Annotated in this window: 20 protein-coding genes and 1 tRNA gene; 9 read left to right on the plus strand and 12 right to left on the minus strand. The window is 63.0% G+C overall.

Annotated elements, in window-relative coordinates; all coding sequences use genetic code 11:
• The first annotated feature begins 364 nt into the window (after positions 1 to 364).
• On the plus strand, positions 365 to 664 hold the full coding sequence (locus AC0NIH_RS09310; RefSeq protein ID WP_023765830.1) for a DUF1236 domain-containing protein: 300 nt from the start codon (positions 365 to 367) through the stop codon (positions 662 to 664).
• Between the two features lie 80 nt (positions 665 to 744).
• Positions 745 to 954 carry a hypothetical protein gene (locus AC0NIH_RS09315; protein WP_287270065.1) on the plus strand — a complete coding sequence of 70 codons (210 nt, stop codon included), beginning with the start codon at positions 745 to 747 and terminating at the stop codon, positions 952 to 954.
• A 724-nt stretch (positions 955 to 1678) separates the two neighbouring features.
• Here the strand turns inward: AC0NIH_RS09315 and AC0NIH_RS09320 are convergent.
• Positions 1679 to 1753, minus strand: a tRNA-Val gene (locus AC0NIH_RS09320).
• A 105-nt stretch (positions 1754 to 1858) separates the two neighbouring features.
• The gene (gene cpdR / locus AC0NIH_RS09325) at positions 1859 to 2221 is read right to left on the minus strand and encodes a cell cycle two-component system response regulator CpdR (RefSeq protein WP_006199474.1); all 363 of its coding nucleotides are present in this window, start codon (positions 2219 to 2221) and stop codon (positions 1859 to 1861) included.
• A gap of 162 nt (positions 2222 to 2383) precedes the next feature.
• Here cpdR and AC0NIH_RS09330 point away from each other — a divergent pair, with 162 nt between their 5' ends.
• Positions 2384 to 3325: an N-formylglutamate amidohydrolase gene (locus AC0NIH_RS09330; protein ID WP_224686292.1), complete on the plus strand. Its 942-nt coding sequence runs from the start codon at positions 2384 to 2386 to the stop codon at positions 3323 to 3325.
• Between the two features lie 327 nt (positions 3326 to 3652).
• Positions 3653 to 4426 (plus strand): histidinol-phosphatase, encoded by a 774-nt coding sequence (gene hisN, locus AC0NIH_RS09335; protein WP_473464982.1) that lies wholly within the window; start codon positions 3653 to 3655, stop codon positions 4424 to 4426.
• A gap of 30 nt (positions 4427 to 4456) precedes the next feature.
• Here the strand turns inward: hisN and AC0NIH_RS09340 are convergent, their stop codons facing one another.
• The 4 genes from AC0NIH_RS09340 to AC0NIH_RS09355 all read right to left on the minus strand — a co-directional run bounded on the left by AC0NIH_RS09340 (position 4457) and on the right by AC0NIH_RS09355 (position 6951).
• Entirely contained in the window at positions 4457 to 5287 is an 831-nt protein-coding gene (locus AC0NIH_RS09340; RefSeq protein ID WP_473465203.1) for a helix-turn-helix transcriptional regulator, read from the minus strand.
• A gap of 106 nt (positions 5288 to 5393) precedes the next feature.
• A complete protein-coding gene (locus AC0NIH_RS09345) occupies positions 5394 to 5645 on the minus strand; it encodes a DUF1127 domain-containing protein (protein ID WP_023765825.1) in 252 nt (83 codons plus the stop codon).
• A gap of 3 nt (positions 5646 to 5648) precedes the next feature.
• Positions 5649 to 5804, minus strand: coding sequence for a hypothetical protein (locus AC0NIH_RS09350; protein ID WP_023765824.1), 156 nt, complete (start codon positions 5802 to 5804; stop codon positions 5649 to 5651).
• Between the two features lie 169 nt (positions 5805 to 5973).
• The gene (locus tag AC0NIH_RS09355; protein WP_287270057.1) at positions 5974 to 6951 is read right to left on the minus strand and encodes an alpha/beta fold hydrolase; all 978 of its coding nucleotides are present in this window, start codon (positions 6949 to 6951) and stop codon (positions 5974 to 5976) included.
• A gap of 480 nt (positions 6952 to 7431) precedes the next feature.
• On the opposite strand from AC0NIH_RS09355, the gene AC0NIH_RS09360 reads away from it, so the two are divergent.
• Entirely contained in the window at positions 7432 to 7899 is a 468-nt protein-coding gene (locus AC0NIH_RS09360; protein WP_473465206.1) for an Hsp20 family protein, read from the plus strand.
• Between the two features lie 103 nt (positions 7900 to 8002).
• On the opposite strand, the gene AC0NIH_RS09365 is transcribed toward AC0NIH_RS09360, so the two are convergent.
• Complete coding sequence (locus AC0NIH_RS09365; RefSeq protein ID WP_473464986.1) at positions 8003 to 9055, minus strand: threonine aldolase family protein; 1053 nt, start codon at positions 9053 to 9055, stop codon at positions 8003 to 8005.
• A gap of 495 nt (positions 9056 to 9550) precedes the next feature.
• On the opposite strand from AC0NIH_RS09365, the gene gltB reads away from it, so the two are divergent.
• Both gltB and AC0NIH_RS09375 read left to right on the plus strand, forming a co-directional pair.
• Positions 9551 to 14287: a glutamate synthase large subunit gene (gene gltB / locus AC0NIH_RS09370; protein WP_473464989.1), complete on the plus strand. Its 4737-nt coding sequence runs from the start codon at positions 9551 to 9553 to the stop codon at positions 14285 to 14287.
• Between the two features lie 142 nt (positions 14288 to 14429).
• Complete coding sequence (locus tag AC0NIH_RS09375; RefSeq protein WP_023765816.1) at positions 14430 to 15884, plus strand: glutamate synthase subunit beta; 1455 nt, start codon at positions 14430 to 14432, stop codon at positions 15882 to 15884.
• On the opposite strand, the gene AC0NIH_RS09380 is transcribed toward AC0NIH_RS09375, so the two are convergent.
• Both AC0NIH_RS09380 and AC0NIH_RS09385 read right to left on the minus strand, forming a co-directional pair.
• The gene (locus tag AC0NIH_RS09380; RefSeq protein WP_473464992.1) at positions 15881 to 17107 is read right to left on the minus strand and encodes an SGNH/GDSL hydrolase family protein; all 1227 of its coding nucleotides are present in this window, start codon (positions 17105 to 17107) and stop codon (positions 15881 to 15883) included. The two genes, AC0NIH_RS09375 and AC0NIH_RS09380, sit on opposite strands and share 4 nt — an antisense overlap.
• Positions 17108 to 17227: 120 nt before the next feature.
• The gene (locus AC0NIH_RS09385; RefSeq protein WP_473464995.1) at positions 17228 to 18451 is read right to left on the minus strand and encodes a lytic murein transglycosylase; all 1224 of its coding nucleotides are present in this window, start codon (positions 18449 to 18451) and stop codon (positions 17228 to 17230) included.
• A gap of 210 nt (positions 18452 to 18661) precedes the next feature.
• On the opposite strand from AC0NIH_RS09385, the gene galU reads away from it, so the two are divergent.
• A complete protein-coding gene (gene galU, locus AC0NIH_RS09390) occupies positions 18662 to 19567 on the plus strand; it encodes a UTP--glucose-1-phosphate uridylyltransferase GalU (protein WP_023765813.1) in 906 nt (301 codons plus the stop codon).
• A gap of 160 nt (positions 19568 to 19727) precedes the next feature.
• Here galU and AC0NIH_RS09395 read toward each other — a convergent pair whose 3' ends face one another.
• On the minus strand, positions 19728 to 21530 hold the full coding sequence (locus AC0NIH_RS09395) for an outer membrane beta-barrel protein (RefSeq protein ID WP_473464998.1): 1803 nt from the start codon (positions 21528 to 21530) through the stop codon (positions 19728 to 19730).
• Between the two features lie 248 nt (positions 21531 to 21778).
• Between AC0NIH_RS09395 and AC0NIH_RS09400 the strand changes: the two genes are divergently transcribed.
• Positions 21779 to 22780, plus strand: a complete 1002-nt coding sequence (locus AC0NIH_RS09400; RefSeq protein WP_473465000.1) for a KpsF/GutQ family sugar-phosphate isomerase — start codon at positions 21779 to 21781, stop codon at positions 22778 to 22780.
• Positions 22781 to 22935: 155 nt separating this feature from the next.
• Here AC0NIH_RS09400 and AC0NIH_RS09405 read toward each other — a convergent pair whose 3' ends face one another.
• A complete protein-coding gene (locus AC0NIH_RS09405) occupies positions 22936 to 23400 on the minus strand; it encodes an NfeD family protein (RefSeq protein WP_473465002.1) in 465 nt (154 codons plus the stop codon).
• A 23-nt stretch (positions 23401 to 23423) separates the two neighbouring features.
• Positions 23424 to 24374 (minus strand): SPFH domain-containing protein, encoded by a 951-nt coding sequence (locus AC0NIH_RS09410; RefSeq protein WP_013893138.1) that lies wholly within the window; start codon positions 24372 to 24374, stop codon positions 23424 to 23426.
• Positions 24375 to 24395: the final 21 nt, after the last annotated feature.

Below are 24395 nucleotides of genomic sequence, written 5' to 3' on the forward strand. Positions count from 1 at the left end.
AGGCGGCTCGCGGGTCCTATCAGCACAGGAAGGGACGTAGCTGTGCCGATCCACGATATGTCAGCCAAGGGCTATGCCGATCACCAGAAAGGTGACGGCCGTCGCGAAAACCGGTGCGAGCAACCACCGCGCTTGGCCAACACTCTTATCCATCTGCTTTCTCCGATTTGGAGAAGCAACTACGACGGACGTAGGCCGTTCCGCCCAGTCCCAAGAGGCAAGACCATTGCGTTTTGCGGCCGGACTTTGGTCCTATCCTGTTTCAGACTGAAGCCCGGCAACGGAACGTTTGGCCGGACGAGGTGTTCGGATGGCTGGCGCGCAGACGGTCGTGCTGTCGCCCGGACCATAAGAGGAGAAAACCATGAGGATGCACCTTACCAGCAGCGCTGCGGCGCTACTGCTTTTAGCCGGCGTCGGCGCAGTTGCGGCACAGGACGTTGTCATCACGCCGGAGCAGGACACCGTCGTGCGCGAATACGTGAAGAAGCAGCCACTTGCTTCCGTGAAGGTTCCCGGTGTGGAACTGAACGTCGGAACGGCTCTGCCGGACACGGTTGAACTTCATGAGGTCCCCAACGTCAAATACCGCTACGTGGTGGTCGACAACCGCACGGTTCTGGTGGACCCAGGCACCCGCAAGATTGTCAAAGTCTACGACTGAACTTCGAACTACCACTCCCGCCGCCACACCATGGCGGCGGGCAGTGCATGTCGGTCGCCACTCAACCGGACAAGTGGAAGATGATGAACGTTGAAGTCGAAACATCGCAAGCCCTCGAGGCGCGCTTGGTTGATCTCCAGGCGAGAGTGCGGGCAGCTCGCATAACCGAGACCGAAATAAGAACCTTCCAAAAGGTCGCAGCGATCATGGATGACGGTCGCGGGCAGATTGCTGGCGACGACCTGATCGCAGCATCGTTCCTTGTCGAACCGAAGACCTTGAATAGGTAGCGCACTAGCGGCGGAGCCCTGTCCTTCAGCAAGCGGGCAACTGCTATCGTTCGGCCAGCGGATACGGGTGGGGCTTGCCGAGTCCAGCGCCGTAGGTGCACGTCCAAGCCGCCGAGAAAAGCCCGCCACTGAGGAAGCAGTGACGGGCCTTTCCAGTGTTCTGCTTGGTGAGGGAACCCAAGCGGCTTCCAAACTCCAATTTCGAAAACAGGTTCCTTGATCGGCCAAAATTGCCGTTGCAGTGGTCCGCTCCGCATCTGGGTAAAGCCTACCATAGGACACGATGACGGGCCTTCGTCGGTCCTGCTCGATGGAGGGATACACCGAGCCCCGTTGAACTTTATCGAGGGAATACGGGTCCAGACAAAATGAGCCCGCACCGCCGGGTTGGGACGATGCGGGCCGACCAAGAGTGAATTCCCTTGGCCGCAGCGGAGGGGGATGCTGCACTACTGAAACTGAGTTCTGGTATATTAGGTTCCACTTAAGGACAAAGTGATCCTTGTCTCATTTGCAACCTCCCAGTCTGTGGGTCCGCACCACGGGCGGCACGGTTCGGATCCGGCCGAAGGTTGCCTTTCTCGGCCAGCGCACATCGCGCTGCTGGCCATGCAACCAGCCTTGCTCGCAGGCATCGATTTGGGAAGCGGCCGGCGCGCTCGGCGTGTCGGCCAAGACGCTCGATAAGCCACATCGTCAGGAAGTTATCTAAGTCTTGAAAGGATGGTGGGCGTGACAGGGATTGAACCTGTGACCCCTGCAATGTCAATGCAGTGCTCTCCCGCTGAGCTACACGCCCATCCGAAGCCGCGCATACACCATTTTTGATCCAACGCGTCAATAGCAGGAAAAAGGAAAGAAGGCGTCGTCTCGCCGCAGCCGCGATGCCTTGGCCGAAGGCGGCTCAGGCCGCCTGCAGCATCTTCTCGACCTCGTTGACGAGATCGCGCAGGTGGAAGGGCTTCGACAGCACCTTGGCGTCTTTCGGCGCCTTGGAATCCGGGTTCAGCGCAACGGCGGCGAAACCGGTGATGAACATGACCTTGAGGTCGGGATCGATCTCGGTGGCGCGTCGCGCCAGTTCGATGCCGTCCATCTCCGGCATGACGATGTCGGTCAACAGCAGCGAGAACGGTTCCTCGCGCAGCCGCTCATAGGCGCTGGCGCCATTGTCGAAATCGCTGACCTGATAACCGGCGCGCTCCAGCGCCTTGACGAGGAACCGACGCATATCGTCGTCGTCTTCCGCCAGAAGAATGCGTGCCATGATGTCCCGTCCGAATCACCCGCCCGAGACTGCCGTGGGGCAGGCCCGTTAACCATCCTGTATATGAGGAGGTGAGGGTAAACATCAAGTGAACGAGGCCGAGGAAGCCCCACATTTGGTAAGCGGTGAGGCCGCCGAAATGCTGGACATGCGGCCAGCAAGGTGGCAGTTTCGTTTCATGATGCACTGGTGTTTTCGGGTTCGTTCAAATTGAAGACGGCAGCCGAGGATTTTTCGGTCGTTTCACCCTTCGAAATCCGATCGGGCGCCGAACAGCGCGTTCCCTTCCTCTTCAACTCACCACACAGCGGCCGCTACTATCCCGAACGCTTCCTTGCCATGGCAAGGCTCGACCGCAACGCCATCCGCCGCTCGGAGGATTGCTACGTCGATGAGCTGTTCGGGGGCGCGGTGGCGCTCGGAGCGCCGATGCTGGCGGCGAATTTCCCGCGCGCCTATCTCGACGTCAACCGCGAGCCCTGGGAACTCGACCCGCGCATGTTCGCCGAGCCGGTGCCGTCCTTCTGCAACATCCGCTCGGCGCGGGTGGCGGGCGGGCTCGGCACGGTACCCAAGCTGGTCGGCGAGGGGCTCGACATCTATTCCGGCCGCTTGCCGCTCGCCGAAGCGGTCGCCCGCATCGAGGCCGTCTACAAGCCTTATCACGAGACGCTGAAGCGGCTTTTGACGAGAACCCATGCCCGTTTCGGCTTTGCGGTGCTGATCGATTGCCATTCGATGCCGGCGAGCATCCGTGTCGGCGATAACGGCCTGCGGCCGGACTTCATCATCGGCGATCGTTTCGGCATCTCGGCCACCGCTGCCCTGACCGAAACCGCGATCGGCCTGCTCTGCGCCATGGGCTACACCGTCGCCCACAACAAGCCTTATGCAGGCGGCTTCATCACCGAGCACTATGGCCGCCCGGCGCGTCATCTGCATGCACTGCAGATCGAGGTCAATCGCGGGCTCTACATGAACGAGCGGACATTCGAGAAGGCAGCGGGCTTTGATGCGCTGGCGGATGATTTGACGCGATTTTCGGCCGATCTGATGGCGATGCCCGACCATCATTTCATCGACCTGCCGCTGGCCGCGGAGTGAGATCGCGCACCGGATGGGCAGCTTGGGATTTGCGGTGTAAAAAAAGACCGCATCGTTTTCACGATACGGTCGAAGTCTAGGGAGGAAACGCCCAAGGAGGGCATGGACAGGAGAACCTGTCCGAGATTGAGGGTATTGTGCGCTGCACAAATGTCAAGCGACGTTCAGGCTTTTTTAATTCAGAGTGATGTGGAAACTGCGTTTCGATGACGCTGGCGTGACATTACGGCAACAGTCGCGGCAGCGGATAAATCGATAAACAGGCTTGTTTTGGCAGGAAAGTGCCGGCAGAGCCCTATTCGGGCATGCCGCATGCGGGAGAATCAGTTGGATATCAGCATCGATTTCATGCGCCGCATCGCGCAGGTGGCAGCGGCGGAGACCTTGCCGCGCTTCCGTGCCCAAGGGGCTGTCGCCAACAAGGAAAAGGGCAGTTTCGATCCGGTCACCGAAGCCGACCGCGAGACCGAGCGCGCCATCCGGGCGCTGATCTCGGCCGAGTATCCCGACCATGGCATTCTTGGCGAGGAGCATGGCAGCGAAAATATCTCCAGCAGGCATGTCTGGGTGATCGATCCGATCGACGGCACGCGCGCCTTCATCTCCGGCCTGCCGGTATGGGGAACGCTGGTCGGGCTGACGGTCGACGGTGACGCGGTCGCCGGCATGATGGCGCAACCCTTCACCGGCGAGTTGTTCTATGCCAACGCCTCTGGCTCGCACTATGAGGGGCCGGGAGGCCCGCGCAAGCTTTCGACCCGCAAGACGACGAAGCTTTCCGAGGCAACCCTGTTCACCACCACGCCGGCGCTGTTCAAGGGCGAGGCGCGCAATCGCTATGACGCCTTCGAGAGGCAGATCCAGCTCGCCCGGTACGGCGCCGATTGCTACGCCTTCGCCATGATCGCCTCGGGAAGCGTCGACATTGTCGCCGATCCCGGATTGAAGCCCTATGATATCGTGGCGCTGATCCCGATCATCGAGAAGGCGGGCGGTGTCGTCACCACCTTCGACGGCGGGCCGGCGGAAAAGGGCGGCGATGTGCTGGCGGCGGCAACGCCTGAGCTCCATGCGGCCGCCATGGCTGCCCTGCGCGGTTGATATGTCGGCGCCTTCTTTGACGCGATTAAATCAGCGCGATCCGATCGAGCGCTGGAATTCCGCTGGGGTGCGCCCGTAGACCTGTCTGAACGTCGAGCTGAAATGGCTGTGGCTGGAGAAGCCAAGATCCATGCCCAGCGTGGTCAGATTGTCGTAGCGGCCAAGCAGGTCGAGCGCGCGCGCCAGCCGCAGGCGCAGGTGATAGCGATAGAGCGGCATCGCCTCGACCTGCTGGAACACTTGCGTCAGGTAGACCGGCGAGACGCCGACCTCCACGGCAATCTCGGCCAGCGTCCAGCGCCGCGACAGGTCCGAAGACAGGACGAGCTTGGTGCGGTCGACCAGCTTCTGCCGTCCGGGGCTGGCGCCCGCGGCATGCGAGGTGTGTTCGCCGAGCGAGCGCCGCACCAGCGTCAAGGCGAGCGTCTCGGCTTCCAGGGTCTCGGCGACATTGCGGCTGAGGCTGTGGCGCAGCAACGCCACCAGGGCCTGTGCGCGCGGGTCGATGCGCCGGCGCTGGCGGCGGAATGCCAGGCGGTCGCCGGTGCGCAGCTGCCCCTTCGGCGCCAGTTCGCGCAATTGGCCTTCCTCGACCACAAGGTCCAGACAGGCATCGCCACCTTCGACCGGGTGGCTGACCTGATAGGCCTCGGCCGCGTTGAAGAACAGCAGCTGATTGGCCTCAGCGACGACGTCGTTGCGCCCGACATAGCGCACGAAGACTCCGCGATAGGGAAACACCAGATGCGTGGCCGCGCTGCACTCTTCGTCGCTCCGGTGCCGGCATTCGCCGCTGCAGACGATGTCGCGCACCCTGACGGTGCCGGTGTCCAGGAGCGGCTGTACCGTGAATTGCGACATGGCCGTTGCGTTCATTCCTCATACCGGAAAATCAATCCGGAATTTACGAAGGCACTCTACGCAATCGGCCGGTCCGATTCTGTCAGGAGACTTCCCGGATGGTGCCTCAATCCCACAAGCGGCGGCTGAATTCGCAATAGGCATCGCCGCGCGACAGGCCGATGTCCTTGAGCTGTTCGTCGGTCATTTCGAGCAAGGCAAGGCGGCTTCGGCGTTTTTCCATCTGGCGACCGAGCCATCGGGCTGCCGCAAGGCATCGGGCGTGCAAGGACTGCAGCATGGTCGTGGTGCGGAGGGTCGTTGCCCGTGCCGGGACATGGCCGGCCAAGCGCTGCGCTATTGAATGATCAGGACGCATGGCTCAGTCCTCACCGGCGCCGGCCGCCGAAGCGCCGGCTTCGTTGAGTGCCTGTGCACATTCCTCGCAGCAGACCTCGACGGTCTTGCCGCCGACCTTGACTTGGATCGGATTGGCGTCCAGCTGGCAATCGCAGGCGGCGCAGGTTTTGTCGGTCATGATCTCATCTCCTCGGCGTTCAATTCGACGCGAGCAGATGAGCATTCCGAGACGGACGCGGACTGTCAGAATCTTTAGCACTTTTGAGCGCCGCGGGCGCGAGCGCCCCACCTTCCTGACAACGCGGTGTCAGCTATGCCGGCCGGTCCGTGGAAGGCTTTGGCGCCAGTCAGGCCGTCGGGTCGTCGGAGCCGGGAACGAAGGCATCGAAGGCGGCGAGGAATTGTTCGCGGTAAAGGTCGGCCTCCTGCAGGATTTCGTGCTTGGCGCCGTCGATCATCAGCATCGAGCCGAGCCTCAGGCTTCTGGCGTATGCTTCCACCGCCCTGGTCGAGACCACCTGGTCGGCGCCGGCGGCGATGATCAGCAGGGGAACCTGGATCCTGGCCATGAAGTCGGGATCGCTGATTGCCTCCGAAGCCTTTGCCGCCGCCTGCAGCCAACGGATCGTCGGGCCGCCAAGGGCCAGTTGCGGATACTCTTCGTAGATGCGGGTGTTGCGACGGTAGCGCTGTGGATCCGACGTCACCTTGTTGGCTTCGAAAGGCAGCGTGTCTCTCGGCCGCGGACCCCAGGCGGCATAGAGCCTGCCAAGGCCCAAAGCGCAGAAAAACGAACAGACGCGGCGAACCGTACTTATCGAGACCGGCAGGTCGGGCAGCGTCAGGAACGGCGCGATCAGCACCATGCGCCGCACGCGGTTGACCATCGACGGCGCTGCAAGCAGCGTGATGACCGCGCCGGCGGAATGAGCCAGGATGTAGTAGGGTCCACGGCAGTCGGGCAGCACGATCTCCTCGAAGAACTGCTCGAGGTCGGCCGTATAATCGCGGAAGGACCTGACATAACCGCGCTGGCGATCGCGGATCAGCCGGTCGGAACCGCCCTGGCCGCGCCAGTCGAGCGTGGCGACGCCAAGGCCCCGGGCGGCAAGATCGCGGATGGTTTCGAAATATTTCTCGATGCACTCGTTGCGGCCTGGCAGCAGCACCACCGTGCCTCTCATCGGGCGCGCGACCGCTCCGAACAGGCCGTAGCGGATCTTCTTGCGGTCGCGCGTGGTGAAGAAGCCGCCGGCGGCGTTCTCCGGCCGCGGATTGCCCTCAGTCTCATGGAAAAGGGAGGTGTCTTGGAGGATGTCCGTCATACGGCGCTTTGTGCTCGGCGTCTTCACGTGCCAGCCTGTCGGGACCGGCCTCTCAAGGTGATAGACGTCAATACATCAAAAGCAAAGGAATTCCAGGTGACGGGGGCCGCAGAACAGGGAAGGCCGGAAGCGGCTTTTGAGCGCGCTTCCGGCCTTCTGTCGATCCGGGAGGAAGGGACGTTAACACCCGGTTCGGCCTCGTTGCGGCCCTCTGCAAATCCGGCGCCGCCAATCCTTGATCTTGAGAGCCACTTTAGCGGTAGCTCAATGAACGCGCGCCGAAGCGCCGGTTCATCTGCCGTTCATCAAGGCAGGCCGCCCTGCTTTTTTGCCGTCCGGCCAAATCTTGAAATGCCTTCGAACGCTCCCCAAATGTGGTTTGCGGTCGCCAATGTCGGGGCCGCTGGTCTAGCCGAAACGCCGCTCGCGGGTTTCGCACCGGCCATACGCAAACCATGTTGCTCAACAGGAGAACACCTCATGCGTCACGTTGATTTTTCCCCGCTTTATCGTTCGACCGTCGGCTTCGACCGCCTCTTCACCATGCTCGATTCGCTTGCGCAGCCTGATGGCGCGCAGACCTATCCGCCTTACAACATCGAGCGCACCGGCGAGGATTCCTACCGGATTTCGATGGCGATTGCCGGCTTCTCGGATGAGGAAATCTCGATCGAAGCCCATCGCAACGTGCTGACCGTGAAGGGTGAGCGCAAGGACGAGGGCACCGGCGAAGGTTCCGAGTTGCTCTATCGTGGTATTGCCTCAAGGGCTTTCGAGCGCCGCTTCCAGCTTGCCGATCACGTAGAAGTCGTCGGCGCCGCGCTGAAGAACGGCCTGCTCTTCGTCGACCTCAAGCGCAACATCCCCGAGGAGCTGAAGCCGCGCAAGATCGCGATCACCTCGGCTCCGGCCAAAGCCAAGCAGATCGAGGCCAAGACCGCCGCCTGACAAGACGGCTGCCTAACGCATAAAGTTAAAGTCTCCTCCCGAGACGGAAGCGGCGCCGAAAGGCGCCGCTTTTTTTTGTCCGGAGACTGAAGCCTGATGCTGTTTACCCGGCCAGGAGCTGGCCAAAGCGATCGACTTCCTCGGCCGTCGTGGCAAAGCTGGTGACGAAGCGGTAGAGCAACTCGTCCTCACCGATATGGCCGTCGAAACCATGCGGCTTGTGCCAGTCGTAGAAGGCGGCGCCCGCCGCCTGCAGCCTGTCGGCTTCTGTCTTCTTGATCACCGCGAATACCTCATTGGCCTGCGGCAGCCAGGCGAGCTTCGCTGTCTCCGAGTCCTCGATCGCCGCCGCGAGGCGCGCGGCCATGGCGTTGGCGTGCCGGGCCGTGTCGAGCCACAGCCCGTCCTTGAAATAGGCCTCGAATTGCGCCGCCACAAAGCGCGACTTCGAAAACAGCTGCGCGGCACGCTTGCGCAGAAAGGCCAGTTCCTTGGCGCGGTCGAGGTCGAACAGCACGATCGCCTCCGCGCACCAGCAGCCGTTCTTGGTGCCGCCGAAGGACAGGATGTCGACGCCGCGTTTCCAGGTCATTTCGGCCGGCGTCGTGTCGAGCGCGGCCAGCGCGTTGGCAAAGCGGGCGCCATCCATATGCAACGGCACGGAATGTTGCTTGGCGATGGCTGCGATCGTCTCGATCTCTTGCAGGCCGTAAATGGTGCCGACCTCGGTCGACTGGGTGATCGAAACGGCCATCGGCCGACCCCAATGGACGATCTCGGGCGCGAAGCGGCCGATAGCCCGTTCCAGATTGTGCGGGTCGATCTTGCCCAGCGGGCCGTCGACGGCGTGAAGCCGCGAGCCGCCGGAAAAATATTCCGGCGCGCCGCACTCGTCTTCGATGACATGCGATTCGTGGTGGGCGAAGGAAATGCCGCCGGGCTTGTTGTAGGTGGTCAGCGACAGCGAGTTGGAGGCGGTACCGGTTGCGACGAAGAACACCGCGACCTCGCGTTCGAAAATCTCGCTGAAGCTGGCGTACACCGCCTGGTCGAGCGCGCCGTCACCATAGGCGGTGGAAAAGCCGCCAGCCGCGGCCGACAGGCCGGCGACGATATTGGGATGGGCGCCTGCCCAGTTGTCGGAAGCGAAGAACATGTATCTGCCTGTGCTGGGGAAATCAGCGCGAAGTTGACCGGTTTCGCAAGCCGACCGCAAGGGCCAGACGCCGAAAAAACCACCGGCCCCGATCAACTTGTCAGTGCGGCGCTGGCGACTGAAGCTTACGTTTTCGGCCACCTTCGCGACATTTTCTGTCGTGTGAGGCCCAAGTTTTTTGTGAATCGGTCTTGTGTGCGTCGGGGAATTCTGCCATAAAAATTTAGGACAGTAGTGCTGTCTTATTTTGTCGCACAAAACAGGCTGGATTGGCGTAACATATGGGCCTCTCCGGCTGTTGCCGCGAGCGACAGGTGGACGGCCAGACTCTGGCCTGTACGATACCAGATGCGGACCATGCGAAAAGCCGCATGATCCGGCAAGGATTTCGCAAGACGTGCCGCAGGGATCAGGGTGAGCAAGACGCTTGCCGAGGCAAATTAGCGACCGAAGAAATGGCCAGCGCCCGAAGGGCTGGGAACGGAGGACAGGACAATGACGGACATGACGCTTGCTGCGACGAACGGCCAGGCCGCGCAGACGAAAGCGGCTGCCGTCAAAACTACGCCTCGATCCAACATCGGCCGAACCGCCAACGGTCTTGCCGCGCAGGGCCTCTACGATCCGCGCAACGAGCATGACGCCTGCGGCGTCGGCTTCATCGTCAACATGAAGAGCGTGAAGTCGCACCAGATCGTCAAGGACGGCCTTGCCGTGCTCGAAAACCTGACGCATCGCGGCGCCGTCGGGGCCGATCCGCTGGTTGGCGACGGCGCCGGCGTGCTGGTGCAGCTTCCGGACCAATTCTTCCGTGAGGAGATGGCGGCCCAGGGCATCGAACTGCCGCCTTCTGGCCAATATGGCGTCGGGCACTGGTTCATGCCGCAAGACGCCGCTCTTCGTGCCCATGTCGAAGAGATCATTGCCGAATCGGCGCAGTCCGAGGGACTGCCACTCATCGGTTTCCGCGACGTGCCCGTCGACAATTCATCCCTGTCGAAGGCGGCTGACATCGTGGCGTCCGAGCCGTTCCATCGGCAGGTCTTCATCGGCCGCACGGCGGATATTCCCGACGACGAGGAGTACGAGGCCAGGCTTTACCTGCTGCGCAAGGTCATATCGGGCCGCATCTACGCCGAGAACGACAACAAGGACATCGGCGCCTATTGCGTGTCGCTGTCGGCGCGCACCATCGTCTACAAGGGCATGTTCCTGGCCTATCAGGTCGGCGCCTATTACAAGGACCTCAAGGACCCACGCTTCGAGACCGCGCTGATCCTGGTCCACCAGCGCTTCTCGACCAACACCTTCCCGTCGTGGAAGCTGGCGCATCCCTACCGCATGGTCGCCCACAATGGCGAGATCAACACGGTGCGCGGCAACAACAACTGGATGGCGGCCAGACAGGCTTCCGTCGATTCCGAGCTGTTCGGCAACAACATTTCGAAGCTGTGGCCGATCTCCTACGACGGCCAGTCCGACACCGCCTGCTTCGACAACGCGCTCGAATTCCTGTTCCAGGGCGGCTACAGCCTCAGCCACGCCATGATGATGCTGATCCCGGAAGCCTGGGCCGGCAACAAGCTCATGGGGGCCGATCGCAAGGCTTTCTACGAGTACCATGCGGCCCTTATGGAGCCATGGGATGGACCGGCGGCGGTCGCCTTCACAGATGGCCGCCAGATCGGCGCCACGCTCGACCGCAACGGACTGCGCCCGGCACGCTACATCGTCACCGACGACGACCGCGTCATCATGGCGTCGGAAGCCGGCGTGCTGCCGGTGCCGGAGGAGAAGATCGTCAAGAAGTGGCGGCTGCAGCCCGGCCGCATGCTGCTGATCGACCTTGCCAAGGGCCGCATCGTTCCCGACGAGGAGATCAAGTCGGAGATTGCGACCAAGCATCCCTACAAGACCTGGCTCGCCAACACGCAGCTCATCCTGGAAGATCTGAAGCCGGTCGAGCCGCGCGCGCTGCGCAAGGATGTCAGCCTGCTCGATCGCCAGCAGGCGTTCGGCTACACCCAGGAAGACACCAAGCTGTTGATGTCGCCGATGGCGACCACCGGCCAGGAAGCCGTGGGTTCGATGGGCACCGACACGCCGATCTCGGCAATGTCGGACAGGTCGAAGCTGCTCTACACCTATTTCAAGCAGAACTTCGCCCAGGTCACCAATCCGCCGATCGACCCGATCCGCGAGGAGCTGGTGATGAGCCTGGTGTCCTTCATCGGTCCCAGGCCGAACATCTTCGACCTGGTCGGCAATTCGCGCCGCAAGCGGCTCGAAGTGCGCCAGCCGATCCTGACCAATGGCGATCTGGAAAAGATCCGCTCGATCGGCCACACCGAAGACCGCTTCGACACCAAGACGATCGACATCACCTACGGGTCGAGCGAGGGCGCTGCCGGCATGCAAGGCGCCATCGACAGGCTCTGTGAACGCGCGGAGGCGGCGGTCGCCGGCGGCTACAACATCATCATCCTGTCCGACCGCCAGCTTGGCCCGGACCGGATCGCCATCCCGGCACTGCTGGCGACGGCAGCCGTGCATCACCACCTGATCCGCAAGGGGCTGCGCACCTCTGTCGGCCTCGTCGTGGAATCCGGCGAGCCGCGCGAAGTGCACCATTTCTGCTGCCTTGCCGGTTACGGCGCCGAGGCGATCAACCCCTACCTCGCCTTCGACACGCTGCTCGACATGCACAAGCGCGGCGAACTGCCGGAGGAGGTCGACGCCTACGAAGTGGTGTCGCGCTACATCAAGTCGATCGGCAAGGGCATCCTCAAGGTGATGTCCAAGATGGGCATCTCGACCTACCAGTCCTATTGCGGCGCGCAGATCTTTGACGCGATCGGGCTGAAGTCCGATTTCGTGCAGCAATATTTCACCGGCACCGCGACGCTGATCGAAGGCGTCGGGCTGGACGAGGTCGCGGCCGAGACGGTCAGCCGTCACACGGACGGTTTCGGCAGCGACCCGGTGCTGCGCAACAGCCTGGATGTCGGCGGCGAATATCTGTTCCGCATGCGCGGCGAGGCGCATATGTGGTCGCCCGACGCGGTCGCCACCTTGCAGCATGCCGTGCGCCAGGGCTCGTGGGAGACGTTCAAGGACTATTCCGGGCAGATCGACAGCGAGACGGCGCGCGCCCAGGCCATTCGCGGCCTGTTCAAGATCAAGCTGGCTGGGGAGACCGGGCGCAAGAAGGTCGCGCTCGACGAAGTCATGCCGGCAGCCGATATCGTCAAGCGCTTCTCGACCGGGGCGATGTCGTTCGGCTCGATTTCGCGCGAAGCCCACACCACGCTGGCGCGCGCCATGAACCAGATCGGCGGCAAGTCGAACACCGGCGAGGGCGGCGAAGAGGCTGACCGCTATCTGCCGCTGCCCGGTGGCGGCAAGAACCCGGAACGCTCGGCGATCAAGCAGGTCGCTTCCGGCCGGTTCGGCGTGACGGCGGAATATCTGGTCAATTCCGATGTCATGCAGATCAAGGTCGCGCAGGGCGCCAAGCCCGGCGAAGGCGGCCAGTTGCCCGGCCACAAGGTCGACGCAACCATCGCCAAGGTCCGGCACTCGACGCCCGGCGTCGGCTTGATCTCGCCGCCGCCGCATCACGACATCTATTCGATCGAGGATCTGGCGCAGCTGATCTACGATTTGAAGAACGTCAATCCGGCGGCCGACGTGTCGGTCAAGCTGGTGTCGGAAGTCGGTGTCGGCACTGTCGCGGCGGGTGTCGCCAAGGCACGCGCCGACCATATCACCATCTCGGGCTATGATGGCGGCACCGGCGCCTCGCCGCTGACCTCGCTCAAGCACGCCGGTTCCCCGTGGGAAATGGGTCTGGCCGAGACGCATCAGACGCTGGTGCTGAACGGCTTGCGTTCGCGCGTGGCGCTGCAGGTCGATGGCGGCCTGCGCACCGGGCGCGACGTCATCATCGGCGCGCTGCTCGGTGCCGACGAGTTCGGCTTCTCGACCGCGCCCTTGATCGCGGCCGGCTGCATCATGATGCGCAAGTGCCACCTGAACACCTGCCCTGTCGGCGTCGCGACGCAGGATCCGGTGCTGCGCAAGCGCTTCAAGGGCACGCCCGAGCACGTCATCAACTTCTTCTTCTACGTCGCGGAAGAGGTGAGGGCGCTGCTCGCCGAAATGGGCTTCATCCATCTCGACCAGATCATCGGCGACACCGACCTTCTGGAAAAGCGCGACCTGATCGTGCACTGGAAGGCGCGCGGGCTCGATTTTTCGAAGATGTTCTACAAGCCCGACGCCCCGCATGAGGCGGTGCATTGGACCGAGCGGCAGAAGCATCCCATCGACGATGTGCTCGACCGCAAGCTGATCGAGTTGGCCAAGCCCGCGCTGGAGGCCAAGCAGCCGGTCCAGATCGAGGTCGACATCCGCAATGTCGACCGTTCGACGGGCGCCATGCTGTCGGGCGAAGTCGCCAAGCGCTTCAAGCACAAGGGGCTGCGCGAGGACACGATCCAGGTGAAGCTGACCGGCACCGCCGGCCAGTCGTTCGGCGCCTTCCTGGCGCGCGGCATCTCGTTCGAGCTTGTCGGCGCCGGCAACGACTATGTCGGCAAGGGGCTGTCGGGCGGCCGCATCGTCATCCGGCCACCGGAAGAAGCCAAGATCGTCGCGGCCGAGTCCATCATTGTCGGCAACACGGTGCTCTATGGCGCAACAGAGGGCGAAGCCTATTTCGCCGGCGTTGCCGGCGAGCGCTTCGCCGTGCGCAATTCCGGTGTTGCCGCCGTAGTCGAAGGCGTCGGTGACCATGGCTGCGAGTACATGACCGGCGGCATCGTCGTCGTCATCGGCAAGACCGGCCGCAACTTCGCCGCCGGCATGTCGGGCGGCGTCGCCTATGTGCTGGACGAGGCCGGCGATTTCGCCGAGCGCTGCAACATGGCTATGGTCGAGCTGGAGCCGGTTCCGGAAGAAGACGATCTGATGGAAAAGCTGCTGCACCATGGCGGCGACCTCGACCACAAGGGTCGCGTCGACGTCTCGGGCGACATGACCAGCCACGACGAGGAACGGCTCTACCAGCTGATCTCGAACCACGTGCACTATACGGGTTCGGTGCGCGGCCGCGAGATCCTCGACGACTGGACGACGTTCCGGCCGAAATTCCGCAAGATCATGCCGGTCGAGTACCGCCGTGCATTGATCGAGATGGAACGCATGCGCATGGGCGTTGCCGCCGAATAGATTTTTGCAACGGCCGGGAGGCCCAGGCTTCCCGGCTTCATGTCACCGACAATTTGACCTCTTGCCGAAGGTTGCCATGGCTGCCTCAAGAGGTTAACGGGTGCGGCGAAAACCGCACCATCTGGACAGCAGGAACTGGACTATGGGCAAGGTAACAGGCTTTCTCGAAATCGACCGGCAGGTCCATAAGTACCAGCCGGCCTCCGACCGCATCCGGCATTTCCGCGAATTCACGTTGCCGATGTCGGACAAGGAGGTCGAGAAACAGGCCGCGCGCTGCATGGATTGCGGCATTCCGTTCTGCCACGGGCCGACGGGCTGCCCGATCCACAACCAGATCCCCGACTGGAACGACCTCGTCTACAACCGGGACTGGGACAATGCGATCCGCAACCTGCATTCGACCAACAATTTCCCGGAATTCACCGGCCGCATTTGCCCGGCACCTTGCGAGGAAGCTTGCACGCTGAACCTCGAGGACATTCCGGTTGCCATCAAGACAGTGGAGCAGGCGATCGCCGACAAGGCCTATGAGACCGGTCATATCAGGCCCTATCCGCCGGAGAAGAAGACCGGCAAGCGGGTCGCCATCATCGGTTCGGGTCCGGCCGGCATGGCAGCCGCCCAGCAGCTTGGTCGCGCCGGCCACGACGTTCACGTCTATGAGCGCGAAAGCCGTCCAGGCGGGCTGATGCGCTACGGCATCCCCGACTTCAAGATCGAGAAGCACTATATCGACCGCCGCATCGAGCAGATGCAGGGCGAGGGCGTGACTTTCCATTGCGGCGTCAATGTCGGTGTCGACAAGCCTGTTGCCGAACTGCTCGCCGAGCACGATGCCGTGCTCTATTGCGGCGGTTCGGAAACGCCGCGCGCGGCCGGCATTCCCGGCGACGATCTCGGCGGCGTCCATGACGCGATGCCCTATCTGGTGCAGCAGAACCGCCGCGTCGGCGGCGAGCCGATCCAGTCGGTGGCCTGGCCTTCGCATCCGATCATCGCCGGCGGCCAGCATGTCGTCGTCGTCGGCGGCGGCGATACGGCCTCCGACTGTGTCGGCACGGCCTTCCGCCAGGGCGCGGTGCGCGTCACCCAGCTCGACATCCGCCCGCAGCCGCCGGAGAAGGAAGACAAGCTCGCGGTCTGGCCCTACTGGGCGACCAAGATGCGCACGTCGTCCTCACAGGCCGAAGGCGCCGAGCGCGAGTTCCAGGTGGCGACGCTCGAGTTCATCGGCGAGGAGGGCCAACTGACCGGCGTCAAATGCTGCGAGGTCGACGAGAAGCGCCAGCCGATCCCCGGCACCGACTTCGTCATCCGCGCCGACCTTGCTTTCATCGCCATCGGCTTTGCCGGGCCGACGACGGCCGGTGTGGTGACGGAACTGGAGGGGGAGATGAAGGTCACCACCGACAGCCGCCGCTCCAGGAATGTCGAGGCCAATGACCGCGACTACAAGACCAGCGTCGACAGGCTCTACGCGGCGGGCGATGTGCGCCGCGGCCAGTCGCTGGTGGTCTGGGCGATCCGCGAAGGCCGCCAGGCGGCGCGGTCGATCGACGAGGCCTTGATGGGAACGAGCGTACTGCCTCGTTAAGGCGCGATCGCCGTCGTCGTGTCAGCCGAGGCGGCCGCAGCGGCGGAGCTTGTCTTGGGCGGCCAGGAAAAATCGTCGGCACGGCCGGGTGAAGCCGCCGGCGCCTTGCCCTCGATCACCAGTCTTTCGCCGGGAAGAGCCGGATTGGCCTTTGCCGGCGGCGCGGCGCCGAGCAGTTCGGTGCCGCCGTCGAGCGCCGGATCGCTGAGCAGCATGGGCACGGTGCGGTCGATGACGATGGGTGCGGCGGCCGACGCCGGGGCCTCGACAGGGGCGCCTGCCGGTGCGGCGGCCGGGGCCATGTTTCCGGACGCGGCCAGACCGAGGATCTTCATCAGCGGCTTTTCTGTGTAGAAGGCGAGCTTGCGCTTGCCGGCTTTCGAGACGTTGATGCCGTCATCGGCGCGCAGCCGCACCGGCTGGCCGTTCATGTCGGGGCCGCTGGTGATGAAGGCGCCGTTCTCGTCGACGAAGCCATCCCAGACATCGACGAACTCGCCGCCGTTCTTCTGGGCCGCCGAATGGTAGATGTCGTTGAAGGCCAGCATGTCGGAGGTCATCTTCGCCACCCGGAAGGCCGGCATGCCGACCCAAAGGAACGGCACCTTGGTGCTGGCGATGGCTTTGCCGAGTTCGTCGGTGCGGCGCTCGTATTCCTTGGTCCAGTTCTCGGACCGGGGTTGCTCGCGAACGTCCCCCACCATCATCTGCTGACGGTCGTTGGACCCCAGCATGACGACCACGGCGGCCGGTTTCTCGGTCTCGATCAGCGACTTGATCTGTTCGGGCCAGTTGTAGAAATCGTCGCGCACGAAACCGGACGAACCATTGGAGCGAACGACGATCCTGACGCCGGGATTCTCCGCGAAGGCGGTGTCCAAGCCTTCGGATAGGCCGGCCGCCATGAAGTCGCCGACCACCAGGACGGTACGGGCATCCGGCGCCTTGTCGACCACCGGGGTTTCCGGTTCCGCGGGCGGACGGGGAGCGCGCGGCTTTTTCGCCTTGGGTCTTGCCTTCTGGATGGTCGGCGGCGGCTCAAACCGCTCGCTGCGGCGCGGAAACAGAAGGTCGCGCAACGACCAGCCACGATTTTGCTGCTGCTCCTGCGCCATGGCCGGCGCATGGAAGGCACTGGCAGCGCCGATCACAAGCAGAACGATTGCCAGAATCAGGATCGGCATGCAGCGAACAAGGATCGCGATACGCGCGGCCGAAACCAATCACTCCTCCTCCCCTTGCGCCCACCCCACAAAACGAGCCGGTTTTGGGACCGGGCGCAAGTTCAAAGTACCGTTGCGCCTGGTGCGTCCGCCAAAAACGCACTCGGCGTCGGGCCGGCTCTATTTTTGCCGGAGCCATTTGAGCACTTCCATGCTCGGATACCCGTCCTGGGTCAAGCCGACCTTTGCCTGATAGGCCATGATGGCGGTCTTCGATCCGTCGCCGATCTTGCCATCGAACTTGCCGTCGTAAAGCCCATGTTGCGAAAGCCGCTTCTGCAGCTCCTGCCGTTCCTCGAAACTGAGCTTGGTGAAAGGCCGCTTCCAATCCTGCACAAGACCGCTGGAGCCGGCGATCTCGTCGGCAAGAAGGCCGACGGCGAGGGCATATTTGTCGGCGTTGTTGTAGGCCTTGATCACCGAGAAATTCCTGATCATCAGGAACGCCGGTCCGCCACGGCCATCCGGCACTTTGAGCGTCGCCTTGTCGGTGAGGTTCTTGAACGGCTTGCCGCTGGCCCTGACGACGCCGAGCGCCTGCCATTGCGCCAGGGTTTTCGAGCCGGCCGGCAGTTTTCCCGCCGGCAAGGCGACTTCATAGCCCCAGGTCTTGCCGGCCTGCCAGCCATTCTTCTTCAACAGATTGGCCGATGTCGCCAGCGCGTCGGGGATGGAATTCCAGATATCGCGCTTGCCGTTGCCGTCCATGTCGACGGCATAGTGCTGGTAACTGGTGGGGATGAACTGGGTCTGGCCCATGGCGCCGGCCCAGGAGCCCATCAGGTGGCCTTCGTCGATGTCGCCGGTCTGCAGGATCTTCAGCGCCGCGACCAACTGGGTGCGGGCATATTTGGACCGCTTCGGATCGCCATAGGCAAGCGTCGCCAGCGAACGCACGACATTGCGCATGATGTCGTCGCGCTTGAGGATTTCGCCATAGTTCGATTCCATCGACCAGATAGCCAGCAGAATGTAGCGGTCGACGCCGAACTTCGCCTCGATCCTGTCCAGCCACGGCTTCCACTTTTTCGCCATCTGCTGCCCGACGGCGACGGACTGGTCATGGACGCGGTTGTCGAAATAGTCCCAGGCGGGCGCGGTGAATTCGGGTTGGGTGCGGGCTTTTTCCAGCACCACCGGATCGGGTTCGTTGATACTCCTGAAAGCCTGATCGTAGACAGAGCCGGAAACGCCGCCCGCCACGGCCGTGGCGCGGAAGCCGGCGACCCATTGCCGGAAACCGGCGTCGGCGAAGGCCGGCCCCGCAGGCATCAGCATAGCGAGCGAGAGGCTGGCCGCCGTTATGACGCTGGTGAAACGTTTTGCGGCATTGCGAACGGACATCTCTTCCTCCTTCTCTGTCTCAGGAAAGACCATTCATCGCCGAACCGGGTTATGAATTAGTTTACCATAGGCAATGCCTGGAACGAAAAGACGTCTCGATGCTTTACGGATGGGAGTTTCCCCTCGGTCTTGCCAGTAATCCTCAAATCCGGCGTGAAAATGTCGCCGGACGGGGATTGCGGAGCCAGCCATCAAATGGATAATTGGCGTATGAAGAGAGTTCGCAAGGCAGTTTTTCCAGTCGCTGGTCTCGGCACGCGGTTTCTCCCCGCCACCAAGGCTGTTCCCAAGGAAATGCTGACCGTCGTCGACCGGCCGGTCATCCAGTATGTGGTGGATGAGGCGCGCGAGGCGGGCATCGAACATTTCATCTTCGTCACCGGCCGCAACAAGGCGGTCATCGAGGATCATTTCGATATCCAGTTCGAGCTCTATGACACGCTCGCCCAGCGCGGCAAGGACGAGCAGCTTGCCCGGTTGCAGCGGCTGCAGCCGGCGCCGGGACAGACGAGCTTCACCCGCCAGCAGGTGCCGATGGGGCTTGGCCATGCCGTCTGGTGCGCGCGCGAACTGGTCGGCGACGAGCCGTTCGCGCTGCTGTTGCCCGACATGATCATGCAGTCGGAAAAGAGCTGCATGAAGGAGATGGTCGATCTCTACGCCGAGACCGGCAACAACATCATCGCCGTGCAGGAGTGCGATCCGGCCGAAGCCCATAAATATGGCATTGTCGGCCGGGGCGAACCGACCCATCACGGCTTCCGCATCACCGAAATGGTCGAGAAGCCAAAGACCGGCACCGCGCCGTCGAACCTGTACATCAACGGCCGCTACATCCTGCAGCCCGAGATCTTCAAGATCCTCGAAGGGCAGGAGAAGGGCGCCGGCAACGAGATCCAGCTCACCGATGCGATGCTGAAGCTGGAGAAGCAGCAGGCCTTCTACGGCTACCACTATCAGGGCCGCACCTTCGACTGCGGCTCCCCGGAAGGCTTCGTCGAGGCCAATGTCGCCTTCGCGCTGTGGCGAAGCGACATGAACCACAGCATGGCCGGCGTCATCCGCACGCTTCTCGACGAGATGAAGCCATCAGAGCGGCGCGGGGCAGCATTCTAGGATGTGCTGATATTCAGGTGAGGCCGGCCTGCGAATGGCGGCTTCCTGCGCTTCCGGTACTCACGTACCCAAACGTACGCTCCGTTCCGGTTCTCGGAACCCACCATTCTCGGCGCCGCCTGACCTGAATCTCAACACATCCTTGGCGTTGCAGGCGCCTTCACTGCTGCACCTTCACGCCGAGATAGATGCTGTTGGCGGTGTAGTCGCGGCCTGGCAAATTGCTGGTCAGCTTTTCGGTCCTCACCTTGCTGGTGAGGCCGGCATAGCGGTTCAGCCACCAGGTCAGCCCGGCCTCGGCGCTCAAAATCCTGTCATGGCCGTCGATGCCGACATAGTTGCGCCAGTCGAGGCCCAGGGCCGCGTTGCCGGTGAGGTTGGCACGGATCTGCCGCTCGCCGGTCAGGCGGCCGGAGTAGAGGATATCGCCGCTTTCACCTGCCGTGGTCGTGGTCTCGACGGTGCTGCTGCCGGTCAGGCCGATCGTGGTGCCACGCTCGGGCGACCATTTGAGGGCGGCGTTGACGGTGGCGCCTGAAATGGGCTCCAGGCTCTTGTCATCGATCGCTTCGCGCAGCCACCCCGCCGAGAATTCGCCCGAGAGCTTCTCACCCATGTCGAGCTGCAGGCCGGCACGGGCGCCGAGCCGCGTCGAGGAGCGCTCGAAGCCTTCATTGTCGATGCGCTGATCGTAGGTGCGGCGGCCGACCTCGATTTCGCTGAACGGGGTAAGGGCGGGGGAGATTTCGTAACCGGTGCGCAAAGTCGCCGTATAGAGCGTGTTGTCCTGGTCCTTCTGCGACAGCGAGGTGCCGTCCGAAAGCTTGGCGTCGCCGTAAAAGTCGTGCGCAACCGCGCCGGTCAACGTGTACTGCATCTTGCCGACCGCCTTTTCGACGGCAAGGCTGCCGTCGACGGTTTGCCGCAGCGGCTGGGTGCTGACGCCGGCAATGGCGTCCGGCGATGATGCCGATTCTGGCACGGCCTCGTAGCCGAGCTTGGCGATGGCGCGCAACTCGTTGTCGAGGTCGACATTGTACTGGCCTTCGATGCGGCCCTGCGCATTGTGAACGGGATAACCCGACACCGTTTCGCGGAACAGGCCGTAGCCGTCGATAACAGCGGAGTTCTCGCGCCAGTCGGAAGTGGCGGAAAAGCGCAGCGCCGTCTCCGACAGCAGCGCCGATTTGCCGGCGCTGCTCGAATCGCCGTTCGACGTGGCGGTCAGGCCCTGTTCGATCGTCGGCCGGATGACGAAGGAACCCCATTTGACGCCGGGGGCGGCGAACGGGTCGTCCTCTGGCTTCTTCTTCTGGCCTTCGATGGCGTCGGTGCGCTCGGCACCGGGGTCGAGCTTTTGCTTGTCGGCGCTGTCGATGGTGCGGACACGGCGGTTGGCCGTCTCCTCGTCCGTGTCCGTCGTATCGGCAGCGTCCGTCGTGGAGGCGGTGGTTGAAGCGGTGGTATCGGTGGACGTCGTTTTTTTCTTCTTTTTCGACTTGTCTGCCGCCTTGTCGGAAGTCTTGGAGCCCGCCTTGGTCTTGTCCTGATCCGCCTTCCCGCCAGTCGATGGACGGCGGCGAGGCTTGGGCGGCTTCGAAGTATCGGCGGAGCTATCGTCGGTCGCCTGCGGCGGGTCGAAAATGCTGCCGGACGCGCTTGCGTCGTTGCTGTCCGTATCGTCAGGCACGGCGCCGGCGCTGGCCGGCAGATAGGTGTCGGCCTGTGCGTCCTGCACGGCGTTGGCCGGTGCCTGCTGGCCCTGTCTTGCCAAGGCAAGCTGCCGCGCCTTGCGCTGCTGGTCGGACAGGATCGCCGATTCGGACACCTCGCCGCGCAGTTCCGTCTCCTGGGCATGCAGCGGTGCCGGGCGCAGCAAGGCAAACATGCTGGTCGCCAGCAGCAAGACGCAGACCGCCTTGCCCTGTCGTCCTGTCGATTTTTCTGGCTGGACCCCGGACATCGCCACCACTGCTTGCGCGGCGCCTTGAGCGCCATACTTACCGAACCGTAAATGGGGATGGTTAACGGAGGGTTGAGACGGGTCCCTTACCGGGTCCCGGACGCCGGTTTCGAAAGGGAATCATACCGCCTTCGTCAAGCTTCCTGTTTTCATGCCTGTCGCTGGCCCATCCGTCTCACAGCCCGGCCGATATCCGTGGGGCCATTTCTGTTGGACAGGCGGGCGGCAAAGCGCTAATCGCATCACCCATGCATGCGAAATCCCTCGATAAGAAGCCCCTGGACAGGCAGGCGTCGATCGCTTCGGCGCTGAGAACGGTGGCGACCGAACAGGCCGGGATCGCAGCCCTGGCCGAGGCGCTCGAGAACGGCCTGGCCGCACCTTTTGCCCAGGCCGTCGACACGATCTCGAAGATCGAAGGCCGGCTCATCGTCACCGGTGTCGGCAAAAGCGGCCATATCGGTTCGAAGATCGCGGCGACGCTTGCCTCGACCGGTACGCCGGCTTTCTTCGTCCATCCCGTCGAGGCCAACCATGGCGATCTCGGCATGATCGCCAAGGACGACGCCATCATCGCCATCTCGTGGTCTGGCGAGAGCAAGGAGATGCTGGGCATCGTCGCCTATTCCAGGCGCTTCTCCATTCCGCTCATCGCCATCACGTCCGGAGAGACATCGGCGCTGGCGCGGGCCGCCGACGTCGTGCTGCTTTTGCCACGCACCCCGGAGGCCTGCCCGCACGGTCTGGCGCCGACGACGTCGACCCTGCTGCAACTGGTCATTGGCGACGCGCTGGCGATCGCGCTGCTCGAGGCGCGCGGCTTCACGCCGGACCATTTCCGCACCTTTCATCCCGGCGGCCAGCTTGGCGCCAACCTGACCCTGGTCTCGGAGATCATGCGGGTCGGCGACCAGGTTCCGCTGGCTTCGCTCGGCACAAAGATGCCGGAAGCGGTGATGACGCTGTCGCAGAAGAAGGTCGGCTGCGTCCTGATCGTCGACGCCAACGGCGAATTGGCGGGGATCATCACCGATGGCGACGTGGCGCGAAACCTGCACCGTAACCTGGCCGACGTCATCGTCGACGAGGTGATGACCCGCACGCCCAAGACGGTCGACCCGCAGACGCTTGCCGGTACGGCGATCGCGCTGCTCAACGAACACAATATCGGCGCCCTGGTGGTGACCAAGAACAACATGCCGCTGGGCGTGGTGCATTTCCACGACCTGCTTCGCATCGGCGCCGCCTAAGGTATCGATATTCAGGTGAGGCCGGCCTGCAAACGACGGCTTTCTGCGCTTCCGGTGCTCACGGACCCAAATGTCCGCTCCGCGCCAGTTCTCGAAAGCCATCGTTTTCGACGCGGCCTGACCTGAATCTCAATACCTAAGCGCAGTCTGAAGATTCAGACCCGCTCCACCGTGAGCTCCAAGTCTGTATCCGCCGCACTCGTGACACGGACCTGCGTGCCGGCCGGCAGGTCCGGGCCAGAGACGCGCCACAGCGTATCGCCGAGCTTGATGCGGCCACGGCCGTCCCTGATCGGCTCGGCAAGCGTCGCCATCTTGCCGACCATCTGGGCGCCGCGCCGGTTGAGCAGCGGCTGGTCCGTCGGATCATGGCGCCCGCCGACCAGTTTCTTGCCGACATAGGCAGAGACCAGCGAAAGCGCGAGGAAAGCGAGTACCTGCACCTGCCAGGTCCAGATGGCTGCATTCCAGATCAGCAGCGACAGCGCGCCGATGATAAGCGCCGCAATGCCGATCCACAGCATGAAGATGCCCGGCGCGATGATTTCCATCACCAGCAGGACGAAGCCCAGGACCATCCAGCTCCACGGGCCGAGTTCCGAAATGACACGGTCGATCATGGTCTACTCCCAAACCGCAGACATCAATTGTCGCTTGGCTTGACGACGGGCGGGCGTGAAACCTGCCGCTGCGTGCCGGCCGGGCCATCGCCCTTGAACACTTCCCTGGCGATCTCGCCGATGCCGCCGAGCGAACCGATCAGCGACGACGCCTCGAAAGGCATCAGCACGATCTTGCTGTTGGTGGCCGAGCCGATCTTGCCCAGTGCCTCGGTGTATTTCTGGGCGACGAAGTAGTTCAGCGCCTGCACGTCGCCCTTGGAAATCGCCTCCGACACCACCTGGGTGGCGCGGGCTTCCGCTTCGGCCGAGCGTTCACGCGCCTCGGCGTCGCGGAAGGCGGCTTCCTTGCGGCCCTCGGCTTCAAGGATCTGCGACTGCTTGAGGCCTTCGGCGGCGAGAATCTGCGCCCGCTTGTTGCGCTCGGCGGTCATCTGGCGGCCCATCGATTCGATCAGGTTGGCCGGCGGGTTGATGTCCTTGATCTCGACGCGGGTGATCTTGATGCCCCACGGATGCGCGGCCTCGTCGACGACGCGCAGCAAGCGCTCGTTGATGGCGTCGCGGTTGGACAACAGTTCGTCGAGGTCCATCGAGCCCATGACGGTGCGGATGTTGGTCATCGTCAGGTTGAGGATGGCGTTCTGCAGACCGGCAACCTGGTAGGCGGCCTGTGCCGCATTGAGGATCTGGAAGAAGGCGATGCCGTCGACACCGACGATAGCATTGTCGCGGGTGATGATCTCCTGGCTCGGAACGTCGAGCACCTGCTCCATCATGTTCATCTTGGCGCCGATACGGTCGACGAACGGCGTGATGATGTTGAGGCCTGGGCTCAGTGTCCTTGTATAACGGCCGAAACGTTCGACGGTATAGTTGTAGCCTTGCGGAATTGTTTTGATGCCTTTGAACAGCACCAGCACGACAAGCGCGACCAGCACTACGACCGCAATATCGAAACCACTGAAATCCATTTGGCTCTCCCTCAGAAGCAA

Source organism: Mesorhizobium sp. WSM1386 (assembly GCF_055901595.1).

Bases quoted from the DNA above. Each gene is read 5' to 3' on its own strand.
- AC0NIH_RS09345 (WP_023765825.1), bottom strand. From the start codon at position 5,645: ATGCGTCCTGATCATTCAATAGCGCAGCGCTTGGCCGGCCATGTCCCG.
- AC0NIH_RS09340 (WP_473465203.1), bottom strand. From the start codon at position 5,287: ATGTCGCAATTCACGGTACAGCCGCTCCTGGACACCGGCACCGTCAGG.
- AC0NIH_RS09365 (WP_473464986.1), bottom strand. From the start codon at position 9,055: ATGTTCTTCGCTTCCGACAACTGGGCAGGCGCCCATCCCAATATCGTC.
- AC0NIH_RS09360 (WP_473465206.1), top strand. From the start codon at position 7,432: ATGCGTCACGTTGATTTTTCCCCGCTTTATCGTTCGACCGTCGGCTTC.
- AC0NIH_RS09375 (WP_023765816.1), top strand. From the start codon at position 14,430: ATGGGCAAGGTAACAGGCTTTCTCGAAATCGACCGGCAGGTCCATAAG.
- AC0NIH_RS09385 (WP_473464995.1), bottom strand. From the start codon at position 18,451: ATGTCCGTTCGCAATGCCGCAAAACGTTTCACCAGCGTCATAACGGCG.
- cpdR (WP_006199474.1), bottom strand. From the start codon at position 2,221: ATGGCACGCATTCTTCTGGCGGAAGACGACGACGATATGCGTCGGTTC.
- AC0NIH_RS09355 (WP_287270057.1), bottom strand. From the start codon at position 6,951: ATGACGGACATCCTCCAAGACACCTCCCTTTTCCATGAGACTGAGGGC.
- AC0NIH_RS09395 (WP_473464998.1), bottom strand. From the start codon at position 21,530: ATGTCCGGGGTCCAGCCAGAAAAATCGACAGGACGACAGGGCAAGGCG.
- AC0NIH_RS09400 (WP_473465000.1), top strand. From the start codon at position 21,779: ATGCATGCGAAATCCCTCGATAAGAAGCCCCTGGACAGGCAGGCGTCG.
- gltB (WP_473464989.1), top strand. From the start codon at position 9,551: ATGACGGACATGACGCTTGCTGCGACGAACGGCCAGGCCGCGCAGACG.
- AC0NIH_RS09405 (WP_473465002.1), bottom strand. From the start codon at position 23,400: ATGATCGACCGTGTCATTTCGGAACTCGGCCCGTGGAGCTGGATGGTC.
- AC0NIH_RS09310 (WP_023765830.1), top strand. From the start codon at position 365: ATGAGGATGCACCTTACCAGCAGCGCTGCGGCGCTACTGCTTTTAGCC.
- AC0NIH_RS09410 (WP_013893138.1), bottom strand. From the start codon at position 24,374: ATGGATTTCAGTGGTTTCGATATTGCGGTCGTAGTGCTGGTCGCGCTT.
- galU (WP_023765813.1), top strand. From the start codon at position 18,662: ATGAAGAGAGTTCGCAAGGCAGTTTTTCCAGTCGCTGGTCTCGGCACG.
- AC0NIH_RS09315 (WP_287270065.1), top strand. From the start codon at position 745: ATGATGAACGTTGAAGTCGAAACATCGCAAGCCCTCGAGGCGCGCTTG.
- AC0NIH_RS09350 (WP_023765824.1), bottom strand. From the start codon at position 5,804: ATGACCGACAAAACCTGCGCCGCCTGCGATTGCCAGCTGGACGCCAAT.